This is a genomic window from Pseudomonas helvetica, from assembly GCF_039908645.1.
GTDB lineage: Bacteria > Pseudomonadota > Gammaproteobacteria > Pseudomonadales > Pseudomonadaceae > Aquipseudomonas > Aquipseudomonas helvetica.
Map to the genome: position 1 here is coordinate 2,584,154 of NZ_CP150917.1, position 14,783 is coordinate 2,598,936.

Here is a 14,783-nt window from a genome sequence, read left to right on the forward strand (position 1 = left end):
CGCTCATGTTGGTGGGCGGGCCAGGACGGTAGAATCGCGACGTTTTTTCATGATCGGGACCAGGGATATGTCGTATCGCGTTTTCATCAGCCTCTTTGTGCTGCTTATAAGCAGTGTCGCCACAGCACAAGGCACGGCGCCGGCGATCTCATACACCCGCGACGTTCAGCCGATCTTCACTGAAAAATGCGTGGCCTGCCATGCCTGCTATGACTCCGCCTGTCAGCTCAATCTGGGCAGTGGTGAAGGTGCGGCGCGTGGCGCCACCAAGCGCCTGGTCTATGATGGCCAGCGCAGCCAGGCGGCTCAACCGACCCGGCTGTTTTATGATGCTTTTGGCAAGTCGGCCTGGCAGTCCAGAGGCTTTAGTTCGGTACTCGATGCTCAGGGCAGTCAAGCGGCGCTGATGGCGCGCATGCTCGAACTCGGTCACCGGACGCCGCTGCAACCCAACGCCAGGTTGCCGGAAGAGATTGTGCTGGGACTCAATCGCGAGACCATGTGCCCGATGCCAGGAGAGTTCGAGGCCTACGCCGGCGCCCATCCGAAAGAAGGCATGCCGCTGGCGGTGACCGGGCTGACCGATCAGCAGTACCAGACGCTGCAACGCTGGCTGGCCTCCGGTGCGCCAATCGACCAGCAGGGCCTGGTCCCGAGCGCCAGGGAAGCCTTGCAGGTGGTGCAGTGGGAAAACCTGCTGAACGCACCGGGCGCCCGTGAAAGTCTGGTAGCACGCTGGTTGTTCGAGCACTGGTTTCTGGCGCATATCTACTTCAAGGACGGTGAGCCGGGGCACTTCTTCCAGTGGGTGCGTTCGCGCACACCGACGGGCCAACCGATCGACCTGATCAACAGCCGTCGCCCGAACGACGATCCGGGCACCCAGGTGTATTACCGCTTGTGGCCGGTGCAAGGGGTGATCGTGCACAAGACGCACATCACCTATCCGCTGAGCCCGGCGAAAATGGCCCGGATCAAAACCCTGTTCTACAACGGCAACTGGCAGGTTCACGCCTTGCCGGGTTATGGCCCGGAACGTCGGGCCAATCCGTTCGAGACCTTCCAGGCGATTCCGGCCCAGGCGCGGTATCAGTTCATGCTCGATAACGCCGAATACTTCGTGCGCACCTTTATCCGCGGCCCGGTCTGTCGCGGGCAGATCGCTACCGACGTGATCCGCGACAACTTCTGGGCGTTCTTCCAGGCGCCGGAGCATGACCTGTACATCACCGATCCGAGTTATCGCGGCAAGGCCACGCCATTGCTGGCCATGCCCGGCCAGAATGACGATGTCGGCAGCGTGCTGAGCCTGTGGCATGCCTACCGCGACAAGCGTAACGAGTACGAAGCCTTGCGCCGTGACACCTACGCCAAGGCACACGCGCCGAGTTGGTCGACCTTGTGGGCCGGTAACGACAACGCCTTGCTGAGCATCTTCCGGCATTTTGACAGTGCTTCAGTGAACAAGGGGCTGATCGGTGAAGTGCCACAGACCATGTGGTTATTCGACTACCCGTTGCTGGAGCGCACCTATTATCAGCTGGCGGTCAACTTCGACGTGTTCGGCAACGTTTCCCATCAGGCGCAGACCCGGCTGTATTTCGACTTGATCCGTAACGGCGCCGAGCAGAATTTCCTGCGCCTGATGCCGGCCGATTCGCGTGACGGGTATCTGGACGACTGGTATCAGAGCAGCGGCAAATTCAAGATGTGGCTGGATTACGAAAGCATCGACAACGATAAGCCGACTGCACTGAAACTCGACGAGAAAGACCCGAAACGCGATTTCGTCCAGCAATTGCTGATGCGTTACGGTGACCTGAACGCCAGTCCTGATCCGATCAATCGCTGCGATGGCGCTTATTGCTCACGGCCCAATATCGATCCGGCCTTGCAGAATGCCGAGCAGGCATTGAGTCGCCTGACCGCACGCCCGGCGGCCGGGCTTAAGGTGATCGACCAGTTGCCGGAAGCGACGATGCTGCGCATCGAAAGTCGCAGCGGCAAGCGCGAGGTGTACAGCCTGCTGCGCAACCGTGCCCACAGCAACGTGGCGTTCCTGCTCGGCGAGGCGTTGCGCTATCAGCCGGGGCTGGACACCTTGACCATTTATCCCGGTGTGCTCAGCAGCTACCCGAACTTCATGTTCAACATTCCCGCTGAACAAGTACCGGCATTTGTCGCCGAGATGGAGAATGCCAAGAATGCCCAGGACTTCGAGAAAATCGTCGAGCACTGGGGGATTCGTCGCAGCCATCCGCAGTTCTGGCAGTATTTCCACGATTTAAGCCGGTATATCCACGAGACCGATCCGGTGGAAGAGGGCGTACTGGACATGAATCGCTACGAAAACCTGTGATTTACCTGCCGGTCGCCCTGGCGGCGACCGGTTCTTTCCCGACAAAAATACTGGGACTTTGTCCGGCGCGATGATTGGCGTAAACTGCGCCCAAGCCTGCGAGGAACTTCCATGACCGCCATTACTATTACCGACGCCGCCCACGATTATCTGGCTGATCTGCTCTCCAAGCAGAACACCCCGGGGATCGGCATTCGGGTCTTTATCACCCAGCCTGGCACTCAATACGCCGAAACCTGCATTGCCTATTGCAAGCCGGGCGAAGAAAAACCTGAAGACACAGCGCTGGGGCTCAAAAGCTTCACCGCTTACATCGACTCGTTCAGCGAAGCATTCCTGGACGATGCGGTGGTCGACTACGCCACTGACCGCATGGGCGGCCAACTGACCATCAAGGCGCCAAACGCCAAAGTACCGATGGTCAACGCCGACAGCCCGGTCAATGAGCGCATCAACTACTACCTGCAAACCGAAATCAACCCGGGGCTGGCCAGCCACGGCGGTCAGGTCAGCCTGATCGATGTGGTTGAAGACGGCATCGCCGTATTGAAGTTCGGTGGCGGCTGCCAGGGCTGCGGCCAGGCTGACGTGACCCTGAAGGAAGGCATCGAGCGCACGCTGCTTGAGCGCATTCCCGAGCTCAAAGGTGTCCGTGACGTGACCGACCACACGCAGAAAGAAAACGCCTACTACTAAGGTGTTCGCTGCGACATGAAAAACGGTGCCCGTGAGCGCCGTTTTTTTATGCCCGCGATTTGTGGCGAGGGGGCTTGTCGGAACGCCGCACCGCCCCGCTCGGCGGCGAAGCCGTCGCAAAGCGGTATGTCTGAAAGAACACAGGGGGCCGCTTCGCGACCCAACGGGGGCAAGCCCCCTCACCACAGGTTATGTGTGCACCTAAGGGCGGTAGAGATGTGCATGCCCGGCGCGGTACAGCGACGATTCGCTGAAGGTGTCACTGCCCAACACCCGACCCACCAGAATCAGCGCCGTACGCCGGAATCCCTTGGCCTGAACCTTTTCGGCGATGTCTGTCAGCGTTCCCACCACCCAATCCTGGTCCGTCCAGCTGGCCCGATGCACCACCGCAATCGGGCAGTCCGCGCCGTAATGCGGCAGCAGTTCAGCGACGATTTTCTCCAGGTGATTGACCCCCAGATGAATCGCCATGGTCGTACCATGCTGGGCCAGGCTGCTGAATTCTTCGCCTGGCGGCATCGCGGTCTTGTCGGCGTAGCGGGTCAGGATGACGCTTTGCGAGATGTCCGGTAGCGTCAGCTCGGCACCCAACAACGCTGCACACGCAGCAGTGGCGGTGACGCCAGGAATGATTTCAAACGGAATGTTCAGCTCGCGCAGATAACGAATCTGCTCGCCGATCGCCCCATACAGGCTCGGATCGCCGGAATGCACGCGCGCTACATCCTGACCTTTGTCGTGGGCGATTCTGATCAGTTCGACGATCTGTTCCAGGTGCAATTCGGCGCTGTTGACCACCTGTTCAGCCTGATGGCCTTCCAATACGGCTTCAGGCACCAGCGAGCCGGCGTAGATGATCACCGGGCAGCTGCGAATCAGTCGCTGGCCCTTGACCGTGATCAGTTCCGGGTCGCCGGGACCTGCGCCAATGAAGTAGACGGTCATGGCCGGCTCCTGTGAAAAATTGTCAAAGCAAGGCTTCAGATGAAGATTGCTCATGATCGAAGGCGGGGATTATCGAGGATTTTACGCGGCGCCGGCCAATGCAAACGTCGCCTGGGCATATTTTTGTCGCGGGATCAGCAGTTTTGCCGGTGTCTGCGCCAGTTGTTCGGCGAGGGCCAGTGCGGCACTTTCCGCTATGCCATAGCAGCCGGTGCGCTCGAAAGCGATTTGCGAGCGATGGCTGAGTTGCGCTTGATAGCTGGAAAGTTGCTCGCTGCTGAAGCAGATCAGTGGCAGTGACAGTTGCCGGGCCAACTCGATCAGACCGGGCTCATCACGTTTCAGATCGATGCTGGCCAAGGCCTTGATCGTTCGTAATTCGATGTGATGAGCCTGCAACGCCTGGTCGAGCAACGTGCGCAGCGTGCTGGCCGGGCAGCCGCGCTGGCAGCCCAGGCCGACCACCAGGGTCGGCGCTGCGCGCGTTTCACTCATGCGTGGTATTGACCATCGCTTTTGCGGCGGAACAACCAAGCGCTGATCAGGCCCATGGCCAGCCAGAACGCGGCGTTGGTCAGCTGCGAGGCGATTTTGAATTGCGCTTCGAGGGCTTCGGGGGCCAGCATCGAATGCACTTCAGGCTGCGGTGCGCCGATGATGTGCGGCACGGCCAGAATGGCGACACCGAGCACTTTCAGTAGCCAATGCCGGGCGAACACGATCAGCGCGATACCGACAGCGGTGGACGCTGCCGTGCTGATCCACCAGATCTGCCGTTGTGTCAGGTCTGCGGCGGCAGTTCCCGGCAATTCCGGCGGCAAGCCCAGGGTCGGAGCGAGGACGAAGGTCGCGTAACCGGCCAATCCCCAGAGCAGGCCTTGAGAAGTGCGAGTCGGCGCGCGCAGGGTGTAGAGACCCGCGAGCATCAGCGCAAAACCGACGGCGACCACCAGATTACCGCCAGTGGTCGACAGCACGCGCTGCCAGCCATCTTCCGGTTCCCAATCCTCTGCATCGTGGGTGTGACCAGCCATGGCACCTTCGGCATGTTCATGGACTTCAGCCGCCGGGGCTTTTTCGTAGGTCTCCGCCTGCAGAATCAGCGGCGCGACCCAGAAGCTTTGCAGCAGGGTCAGCAGCAGGGCGGCCAGCAAGCCGGTGAAACCTGCGGTTTGCGCTATACGCTTGATCATCTCGGCAGGTCTCAGTGGCACGGGAACGCAGAACTGTGACGGGTATCGTGGGCGGCGTTGTGCACCGCGTCGATGTGCGAGAAGCCGGCGAAATACACAAGGCACGCGCCCAGAATCGATGCGCCAATAGCGGCAACGAGGCGTTGGCTCAGGGTGGAGGTGGTGCTGGTGGTGACGTGGCGAGTGCTGCTGATGATCGACATGGCGCTTCCCTCTGGTCAGTCAGTGGGTGAATCGAGCGCATGCAAACCCCCGCGAGCCGGGCACGCAGAGGCTAAAACAGCGCCCGCCCACCGCGGGTTTGTTATTGATGTGTTGCGGGCCGGTCTCCGGGCTCACGAGGGGCTGGCATTCGCCGAACCTGCAAGAATCGCCTTCCCATGCCGAACTGCTGGCACAGTGGATCTGATTCTTCGCTCGCTTACCGTTGCGGGGGCAGCACCGGACTGACATGGCTTTTGAGTAAAGCACATGATTCACCGGTTTCCCGTTTCACCCTATGAAGGGCACCCGTAACAAGGTGCGTAGGAGAGCATGGGCGAGGGCGGGGCGTCAATTGGCACGCGTTCTCAGTTGAGGTCTAAGCAGAACCCTGTGGCGAGGGAGCTTGCTCCCGCTCGGCGGCGCAGCCGTCGTAAATCGTGTGCACGCGGGGTACTTGCGGGAATGAGGGGCCGCTTCGCGACCCAGCGGGAGCAAGCCCCCTCGCCACAGTGGATCGCGAACATTGACCCGCCCCGATGCGATGCGTAGCCTTGCGCTTTCGAGGTTCTTTGGCGCGTGCGCCGAAGCTAAGAAGGGAACGCGGTCGATGCCGCGGCTGCCCCCGCAACTGTGAACGGTTTCGTTTCTGCCATGCCACTGCGCTCTTTTGTTTTCAGGCGCGGGAAGGTGCAGGAATCGTCAGTCGAAAGACTGGCCCACCGTCAGCCAGGAGACCTGCCTCGCTACAGATTCTCACTACAACCGGGCGGGGTGATCCGGTGGCGAATTCTTCCGCGCGCTCAAGCGCTGCCGGTTGTCGTCCCGTATGCCCGCCACCTTGCCAAAGGGCATCCGATGAAAACACTGGCCAAACTTCCCGTCACCATCGTTACCGGCTTCCTCGGCTCGGGCAAAACCACCTTGCTGCGGCACATGCTCGATAACGCCCAGGGCCGACGCATCGCGGTGATCGTCAACGAGTTTGGCGAGCTGGGCATTGACGGCGAAATCCTCAAGCAATGCTCCATCGGCTGCACTGAAGAAGAAGCCAACGGCCGCGTGTATGAACTGGCCAACGGCTGCCTGTGCTGCACCGTTCAGGAAGAGTTCTTCCCGGTGATGCGCGAACTGGTTGCCCGTCGCGGCGATCTCGACCACATCCTCATCGAGACCTCCGGCCTGGCCCTGCCAAAACCGTTGGTCCAGGCCTTCCAGTGGCCGGAAATCCGCAGCGCCTGCACCGTGGATGCGGTGATCACCGTGGTCGACAGCCCGGCCGTGGCCGCTGGTACTTTCGCTGCGTTCCCGGATCAGGTCGATGCCCAGCGCAAACTCGACCCGAACCTGGACCACGAATCGCCTCTGCACGAGCTGTTCGCCGACCAACTGGCCAGCGCCGACCTGGTGATTCTCAACAAGGCCGACCTGATCAGCCCGGCAGATCTGGCCAAAGTGCGCCTGGAAGTCGCCGAAGAACTGCCGCCCGCGGTGAAAATCATCGAAGCCAGCAGCGGTCGCTTGCCGCTGGACGTGCTGATCGGTCTGGGCGCCGGCTCTGAAGAGCACATCGACGGACGTCACAGCCACCACGACCATCACCACGATGGCGACGACCACGATGATCACGATCACGACGCTTTCGATTCGATTTCCATCGAACTGCCGCAAGCCGACGAAAGCCTGTTGCTCGATGCCCTGACCCAATTGGTGGTTCAGCACGGCATCCTGCGGGTCAAGGGCTTCGCCGCGATCCCGAGCAAGCCGATGCGCCTGCTGATCCAGGGCGTGGGTACGCGTTTCGACAAGCACTTCGACCGTCAGTGGGGCGCAGACGAAGCGCGCAGCACCCGTCTGGTGCTGATCGGCCAGCAATTGGACGCCGTCTTGCTCGAAGCGCAATTGCGCGCCGCGCTCAGCGTTTAACCCATGCACCTGCTCAGGACCCAGCCCGGCGGTTTCGTCTCGGATGACAACATTGCCGACCTTGGCCAAACCCCCGCCGAGCTGGTGATTCTGTGCAGCGGCGACTCCAGTCTGGCGCTGCTCGCCGAAGCGGCGCAGCAGTTGCCCGAGGACTATCCGAGCCTGCGCCTGGCCAACCCGATGCAGGTGCAGAATCACGCCTCGGTCGACTTGTACGTCGACGAAGTGCTGCGCCACGCCAAGGTGATTCTGATCTCGCTGCACGGCGGGATCGCCTATTGGCGCTATGGCATTGAACGTCTGGTGGAGCTGTCGCAACGCGGTGTGCAACTGATTCTGGTGCCGGGCGATGACCGTCCTGACCCGGAGCTCAGCGACCTCAGCACCGTGCCTGTCGAAGACCGCGAGCGGCTTTGGCACTTTTTGCGTCAGGGCGGCATGGGCAATGCGCTGGATTTGTATCGCTGTCTGGCCAGCCGTTGGCTGGGCCGCGATTACCACTGGTCCGAACCGCAGACCTTGCCGCGTACCGCGATTTACCACCCACACAAAAGCAACGCGACGCTGGGCGATTGGCAAGCCGACTGGCAGCTTGATCAACCGGTGGCGGCGGTGCTGTTTTACCGTTCGCATTTGCAGGCGGCGAACACCGCTTTCATCGATGTTTTCTGCCAGCGCTTGCAGGCAGCGGGGCTGAACCCGCTGCCGATAGCGCTGGCCAGTTTGAAAGAGCCCGGCTGCCTGACGGTGGTCGAGGATTGGCTGGATGAGGTGCAGGCCTCGGTGATTCTCAACACCACCGGGTTTGCTCAATCGAGCCCCGAAGCCCCGCATCTGCGACCCTTCCGGCGCAATATCCCGGTGATCCAGGCGATCTGCGCCCAGGACAACGAACCCGGTTGGCGTGCCAGCGAGCAAGGGCTTGGCCCGCGGGATCTGGCGATGCACATCGCTTTGCCGGAGCTCGATGGGCGGATCATCAGCCGACCGATCAGTTTCAAGGATCTGGCTTGGCGCAGTGAGCGCAGTCAGTCCGACGTGGTCTGCTATCGACCGCAACCTGAACGCATGGATTTTGTCGCTGAACTGGCGCGGCGCTGGGTCGAGTTGGCGCGGGTGGCGAATACTGAAAAACGCATTGCGCTGATCCTCGCCAACTACCCGACCCGCGATGGGCGGATTGGTAACGGCGTTGGCCTCGACACGCCGGCTGCGGCGCTGAATATCCTGCGGGCGCTGCACGCCGAGGGCTATCCATTGCCCGCCGGTTTGCCGGAAAGCGGCACCGCATTGATTCAGCAATTGCTCGGCGGGGTCAGCAATGACCTGGAGAGCATCGACCTGCGCCCGTGCCAGCAAAGTCTGGCACTGGCCGACTATTATTCGATGTTCAACGCTTTGCCCGAAGCCAACCGTGCAGCGGTGCTGGAACGTTGGGGATCGCCTGAAAACGACCCGATGTTCCGCAGTGGACGAATGATGGTCGCCGGGCTGCGGTTTGGCCTGACCTTTGTCGGCATTCAGCCAGCGCGCGGTTATCAGGTCGATCCGAGCGCGGTCTATCACGATCCGGACCTGGTGCCGCCCCACGGTTACCTGGCGTTCTATTTCTGGTTGCGTCAGGCCTACGGCGCCCACGCGGTGATTCACGTCGGCAAGCACGGTAACCTCGAATGGTTGCCGGGCAAGGGCGTTGGCCTGTCCGAAAGCTGCTGGCCGGACGCATTGCTCGGGCCGCTGCCGAACATCTATCCGTTCATCGTCAACGACCCGGGCGAAGGCGCGCAGGCCAAACGGCGGACTCAGGCAGTGATCATCGACCACCTGATGCCGCCGCTGACCCGCGCGGAAACCTACGGCCCGTTGCGCAATCTGGAACTGTTGGCCGACGAGTATTACGAAGCCCAATTGCTCGACCCACGCCGAGCGCGTGAGTTGCAGCGCGACATCCTTAATCTGGTGCGTGAAACCCATATCGACCGTGAGTTGCAACTCGACGAGAAGCTCGACAGCGACGCCGATGCCGCGATCTGGTTGCCGCGTCTGGACACCTATTTGTGCGACTTGAAAGAGTCGCAGATTCGCGACGGGCTGCACGTGTTCGGCGAATCGCCAAGCGGGCGTCTGCGTATCGACACCTTGCTGGCGTTGCTGCGCATTCCGCGCGGTGACGGTCGAGGGGCGCAATCGAGTTTGCTCCGGGCGTTGGCCAAGGCTTTCACGCTCGGGTTCGATCCGCTGGATTGTGTGTTGTCCGATCCTTGGTCCGGTCCGAAACCGACTGAATTGCTGACGCTCAGCGCTGAGGCATGGCGCACCGCTGGCGACACTCGCGAACGTCTTGAGCTGTTCGCCGCGCAGTTGATCGAGCAGGCGCTCAGCGCTGATGTCGAGTTGTTGAGTCAGCCCGGCTGGGGTGACGTCGGTGCGATCATCGGCAGCTTGCGTGACGTCGTCGCACCGCGACTGGACGCCTGCGGCCCGGCAGAAATGCGCGGTCTGCTGGATGCGCTCAGTGGTCGCTTTGTTCCGGCAGGGCCTAGCGGCGCACCGAGTCGCGGACGCCTCGATGTGCTGCCCACCGGGCGCAATTTCTACTCGGTGGATGTGCGCAACCTGCCGACCACCACCGCCTGGCGCATTGGATTCCAGTCGGCGAACCTGATTCTTGAACGGCACCTGCAAGACCACGGCGATCATTTGCGCCAGTTGGGTTTGTCGGTCTGGGGCACGGCGACCATGCGCACCGGCGGCGATGACATCGCCCAGGCCATGGCACTGATGGGCGTGCGTCCGGTCTGGGCGACGGGCAGTCAGCGGGTCGACGACTTCGAAATTCTGCCGCTGAGCCTGCTCGACCGGCCGCGCGTGGATGTGACGTTGCGCGTTTCCGGGTTCTTCCGCGATGCCTTCGCCAACCTGATTCGGTTGTTCGACGCGGCCGTGCAAGCGGTTGCCGCGCTGGATGAACCGGACGACATGAACCCGTTGGCGGCCAAGGTTCGCGGCGAACGCGAAGCGCTGATCCAGTCCGGTCTGGACGAGGAGGCCGCCGCACGACAGGCCGGCTGGCGGATTTTCGGCGCCAAGCCCGGTGCCTATGGCGCGGGCGTGCAGGGCGCCATTGATGGCCGTTTGTGGCAGAGCCGCGAGGATCTGGCCGAGGTCTATCTGAACTGGGGCGGCTACGCTTATGGCGGTTCCGATGAGGGCACGGCCGCTCGCGAACAGTTCGCCCAGCGCTTGAGCCAGGTTCAGGCGGTGCTGCAAAACCAGGACAATCGCGAGCACGACTTGCTCGATTCCAACGACTATTACCAGTTCCAGGGCGGCATGCTCGCCGCCGTCGAAAGCCTCAGCGGTGAAGCGGTGGCGAGCTACCATGGCGACCACAGTCAGCCGGATTTACCGAAGATCCGCACCCTCAAGGAAGAGCTGAACCGGGTGATCCGCTCCCGAGCGGCGAACCCGAAGTGGATCGACGGGATCAAGCGGCACGGCTACAAAGGCGCTTTTGAACTGGCGGCCACCGTTGATAATCTGTTCGCCTTCGACGCCACCACGCAGTTGATCGACGATCACCAGTACGCCTTGCTCGCCGACGCCTATTTGCTTGACCCGTCGACCCGCGAATTCGTCCAGCAGCATAATCCGCACGCCTTGCGCGACATGACCGAACGCCTGCTCGAAGCCCAGCAACGCGGGATGTGGCAGGAGCCGGGCGAGTACCGCGAGGCGCTGGAGAATTTGCTGCTGGATATAGAAGAAGACAGTTGATGCCCGGCACAAAATTGCGCTCCGACCGTTAATCCTGTGGCGAGGGGGCTTGCCCCCGTTGGGCCGCGAAGCGGCCCCAAAACGACGATCACGGTGTGTCAGATATTACGCGTCCGCTGGTTTCCGACTGCTGCGCAGTCGAACGGGGGCAAGCCCCCTCGCCACAAATGCCGGGCTTGTCCGTGATATGTACTAATAGACACCACCGACCACATACGAGAAAACCCGATGACCGACACCCCGCATTTCCCGCTCTCCGCCGTGGTCGGCGCCGATGCCCTGAAACTGGCGCTGTGCCTGACGGCCATCGACCCGAAAATCGGCGGCGTGCTGATCGAAGGCCCGCGGGGCATGGCCAAGTCGACGTTGGCCCGTGGCCTGGCGGATTTGCTCGCCAGCGGGCAATTCGTCACCTTGCCGTTGGGCGCGACTGAAGAGCGGCTGGTCGGTACCCTGGATCTGGACGCCGCGCTGGGTGAAGGCCGTGCGCAGTTTTCCCCCGGTGTGTTGGCCAAGGCCGACGGCGGCGTGTTGTATGTCGATGAAGTGAATCTGCTGCCCGATCACCTGGTGGATCTGTTACTCGACGTCGCTGCCAGCGGCACCAACCTGATCGAACGCGACGGCATTTCCCATCGGCATTCGGCGCGCTTTGTACTGATCGGCACCATGAACCCGGAAGAGGGCGAGCTGCGTCCGCAACTGCTCGACCGTTTCGGCCTGAACGTCGCCCTCAGCGGTCACACGGCGCCGCTTGAGCGCGGTCAGATCATCCGTCGCCGGCTGGACTTCGACAGCGACCCCCAGGCTTTTTGCGCCGACTGGGAAGTTCAGCAGCAGGCATTGCGTGAACGCTGCCAAGGTGCACGTGCGGCACTGGCGAACATTCCTCTGGATGATCAGGCGCTGGCGCAGATCACCGAGCGTTGTTTTGCCGCCGGGGTCGACGGCTTGCGCGCCGACCTGGTCTGGCTGCGTGCCGCTCGCGCCCATGCGGCGTGGCGTGGGGCCGGGGCGATCAGCGAGGAAGACATCGATGCCGTCGCCGAGTTTGCCTTGCGCCATCGGCGTCGCGACACGCCGCCGTCTGCGCCGCGCCAGAACACCACGCCAGACTCGTCCGCAACCCAACAACCGAACCCCGGCGAAGGCCAGGGCCAGTGGGGTGAAATGCCGGCTCAGGCATTACCCACCGGCGCCCGCCGTGAAGTGCCGAGCTGGCCAAAAAAGCCCTAGGCATTCGCCCTCGATCTGATGCGGGGGCGAATGCCAAACCCCGCGCAGGACGCCTGAAAAATGGCAGGCAAGGTCAGCGTCGAGCCAGCCAAAACGGCTCGGTCAATTGGCCCGGCACGCTGCTCAACGGCCGTCCGCGTCAGCGCGAAGATCTGCTGTTTCACCTGCGCAGTCGTTCACCTCACGAGCTGTGGCTGGTGATTGTCGATGCCTCGGCCTCGACCCGGCGTCATCAGGCGCTGAGCGACGCCAAAGGCCTGCTGGCGCAATTGTTCGACGACGCCTATCGCCAACGTGCGCGCCTTGCGCTGTTGACCGCCAGTGGTGCTGCGCCGAAGTGGCAAGTGCAAGGCCTGAAAGCCTCGGCCAGCCTGCGCGACTGGCTCGACGCACTCGGTGCGGGCGGAGGCACGCCGTTGTTCGCCGCGCTGGATGAGGCGACGAAGTGGTTGGCGTTGCGGCAAAAGCGTTTCCCGGCAGAGCAACAACGCGTGTTGCTGTTGACCGATGGCCGTCTAAAAAACACGCCAATGCAGGTGGCGCTCAATTGCCCGGCGCTGCTGGTGGACATCGAGCGCGGGCCGATTCGATTGGGGCGGGCGAAGGTCCTGGCGCACGAATTGAACGCAGACTATCGACATATCGACACGCTTTAATCTGCCGAATTACCCACAGCACCTATGCTGTGGATTCAGCTCATCACAGGAGTGGATCATGCGTGTTCTAGCCGCTAACAGTCAGGACGATTTCCGGGTCAAAGCCTATGCCGGTACCAACGGTGTGTTACTGGCCATGGACCTGGCCGAACCGCGACGCAAAGGCCTGCTCGGTTTCGCCATCGAAAAACAGCAAGGCAGCGGGCCTTGGGAGTTTTTGTTCAACAGCCTGACCTTCCCCGGCAAGTCGCACACCTTTCCCCAGTACAACGCGACGCCCAGCGACAGCGCGCCGTTGCAGAAATTTCGCTGGGCTGATTACGCCGTCAATCCGGGCGTGACGATCAACTATCGGGTGCATCTGGCCTATGGCACGCCGGATGCGCCGCAACTGGGCGAGGCCCTGGCGGTGACGGTTACCACCGACAATGGCCTGCCGGCGGGCCAGCATGTCATTTTCAATCGTGCGGTGGCGGCCAGCCAGGCATTCTCCCGCAAGTTCCCCGAGCTCGACGCACAGCTGAGCGCCAACAAGAACCTGTCCCTCGACGACTGGCCCGCCGCACCACGGCAATGGCTGGAGAACGGCTTGCTGGAGCAGATCACCGGTTTCATCGAGCGCGCCGTGGATGGCCAGTGGGCGCTGGACATCGCGATTTACGAGTATCAACTGCCGACCATTATCGATGCGGTCAACGCGGCGTTTGGGCGCGGTGCCAAGGTTCGGGTGCTGTATCACGCCAAGCCCGGTGATGCCGACACCACCATGAATGAAGAGAGCCTGGCGAAGCTTCCCGACGAGAGCAAGCGGGGGCGGGTGACCCACGCGATCTTCCATGACAAATTCATCGTGCTGAGCAAGATCGATGGTGGTGAATATCGGCCGCAATCGGTGCTGTGCGGCAGTACCAATTTCACCGACAACGGCGTCTACCGCCAGGCCAACGTGGTGCATGTGCTGGACAATACCGCTGTGGGTGTCCGTTATTTGCAAGTGTTCGAGCAGATCTGGGCTGCGCCGGCCGACGTGGGTGCTACACGCAGCTGGTTGACCAAGAACAACCCGATGGACCCGTCACAGCCGTTGTTTGTCGGATTCTCACCGCGTACCGGCCAGGCCGATCTGCAGCAATTCGTCGAGATCATCAATGCGGCGAAGAAGGACGTTCTGTTTGTCACCGCGTTCGCGCTGCCGGACGAAATCCTCAACGCCTTGCTCGGCCAGCCCCACGACGATGTGCTGCGCTATGGCCTGCAAAACACCGCCAGCCGCATCACCGGTTATCACGCCGACCGCACGGCCGATTTCGCCGCCACTGCGTTGCTCAACACCGGTATCGAAGGCTGGCTCAAGGAAAGCATGAAAGGCCAGAAGGGCGATTTGCTGGTGCACCTCAAAGCCATCGTCGTCGACTTCACCACCGACGCGCCGATCATCATCAGCGGCAGCCACAATCTGAGCATCAATGCCAGTGAAGGCAACGACGAAAACTTCCTGATCATTCGCGGCGACACCGATCTGGCCGACCGCTATGGCCTGGAATTGCTGCGCTTTTACGAGCATTACCGATTCCGCTATGCCGCCAGGCAAGAGGACCTCAAGCAGGTTCCGCCCCTGGCAGTGGATGACAGTTGGACCAACGCCTATTACCTGGACGGCGACCTGCGAATGCTCTCGCGGTTACGTTTTTCCGGGCGGTAAATGATCGCCGATTCTGCCTGGCCGTGAAGGTCATGCCGCCGGTCTGCTTTCACAGGGGCTGTGCGGCACCTGATCTACCGTTGCTTGTT

11 protein-coding genes and 2 riboswitches are annotated in these 14,783 nt (G+C 61.8%); of the genes, 7 read left to right on the forward strand and 4 right to left on the reverse strand.

Going from position 1 to position 14,783, the window contains the following annotated elements; all coding sequences use genetic code 11:
* Positions 1-67: 67 nt before the first annotated feature.
* Positions 68-2,359, forward strand: coding sequence for a fatty acid cis/trans isomerase (locus AABM55_RS11875; protein ID WP_347929658.1), 2,292 nt, complete (start codon positions 68-70; stop codon positions 2,357-2,359).
* A gap of 111 nt (positions 2,360-2,470) precedes the next feature.
* Positions 2,471-3,055, forward strand: coding sequence for a Fe-S biogenesis protein NfuA (nfuA, locus tag AABM55_RS11880; RefSeq protein WP_007946504.1), 585 nt, complete (start codon positions 2,471-2,473; stop codon positions 3,053-3,055).
* 201 nt (positions 3,056-3,256) lie between these two features.
* On the opposite strand, the gene cobM is transcribed toward nfuA, so the two are convergent.
* From cobM to AABM55_RS11900, 4 genes are all read right to left on the reverse strand, one after another.
* On the reverse strand, positions 3,257-4,003 hold the full coding sequence (gene cobM, locus AABM55_RS11885; RefSeq protein WP_347929659.1) for a precorrin-4 C(11)-methyltransferase: 747 nt from the start codon (positions 4,001-4,003) through the stop codon (positions 3,257-3,259).
* A gap of 81 nt (positions 4,004-4,084) precedes the next feature.
* Positions 4,085-4,498 (reverse strand): cobalamin biosynthesis protein, encoded by a 414-nt coding sequence (locus AABM55_RS11890; protein ID WP_347929660.1) that lies wholly within the window; start codon positions 4,496-4,498, stop codon positions 4,085-4,087.
* Positions 4,495-5,196, reverse strand: coding sequence for a CbtA family protein (locus tag AABM55_RS11895; protein WP_347929661.1), 702 nt, complete (start codon positions 5,194-5,196; stop codon positions 4,495-4,497). The genes AABM55_RS11890 and AABM55_RS11895 overlap by 4 nt, the downstream gene beginning before the upstream one ends.
* Positions 5,197-5,207: 11 nt before the next feature.
* Positions 5,208-5,399, reverse strand: a complete 192-nt coding sequence (locus AABM55_RS11900) for a CbtB-domain containing protein (RefSeq protein ID WP_347929662.1) — start codon at positions 5,397-5,399, stop codon at positions 5,208-5,210.
* 99 nt (positions 5,400-5,498) lie between these two features.
* Positions 5,499-5,725, reverse strand: a riboswitch (cobalamin riboswitch).
* A gap of 220 nt (positions 5,726-5,945) precedes the next feature.
* A riboswitch (cobalamin riboswitch) is annotated at positions 5,946-6,158 on the forward strand.
* Positions 6,159-6,255: 97 nt separating this feature from the next.
* Between AABM55_RS11900 and cobW the strand changes: the two genes are divergently transcribed.
* The 5 genes from cobW (at position 6,256) to AABM55_RS11925 (ending at position 14,694) form a co-directional block, all read left to right on the forward strand.
* Complete coding sequence (gene cobW / locus AABM55_RS11905) at positions 6,256-7,323, forward strand: cobalamin biosynthesis protein CobW (protein WP_347929663.1); 1,068 nt, start codon at positions 6,256-6,258, stop codon at positions 7,321-7,323.
* Between the two features lie 3 nt (positions 7,324-7,326).
* Complete coding sequence (cobN, locus tag AABM55_RS11910; protein ID WP_347929664.1) at positions 7,327-11,100, forward strand: cobaltochelatase subunit CobN; 3,774 nt, start codon at positions 7,327-7,329, stop codon at positions 11,098-11,100.
* Between the two features lie 228 nt (positions 11,101-11,328).
* Positions 11,329-12,336 carry an AAA family ATPase gene (locus AABM55_RS11915; protein WP_347929665.1) on the forward strand — a complete coding sequence of 336 codons (1,008 nt, stop codon included), beginning with the start codon at positions 11,329-11,331 and terminating at the stop codon, positions 12,334-12,336.
* Between the two features lie 53 nt (positions 12,337-12,389).
* Positions 12,390-12,992 (forward strand): VWA domain-containing protein, encoded by a 603-nt coding sequence (locus AABM55_RS11920; RefSeq protein WP_347930021.1) that lies wholly within the window; start codon positions 12,390-12,392, stop codon positions 12,990-12,992.
* A gap of 58 nt (positions 12,993-13,050) precedes the next feature.
* Positions 13,051-14,694 (forward strand): phospholipase D-like domain-containing protein, encoded by a 1,644-nt coding sequence (locus AABM55_RS11925; protein WP_347929666.1) that lies wholly within the window; start codon positions 13,051-13,053, stop codon positions 14,692-14,694.
* Positions 14,695-14,783: the final 89 nt, after the last annotated feature.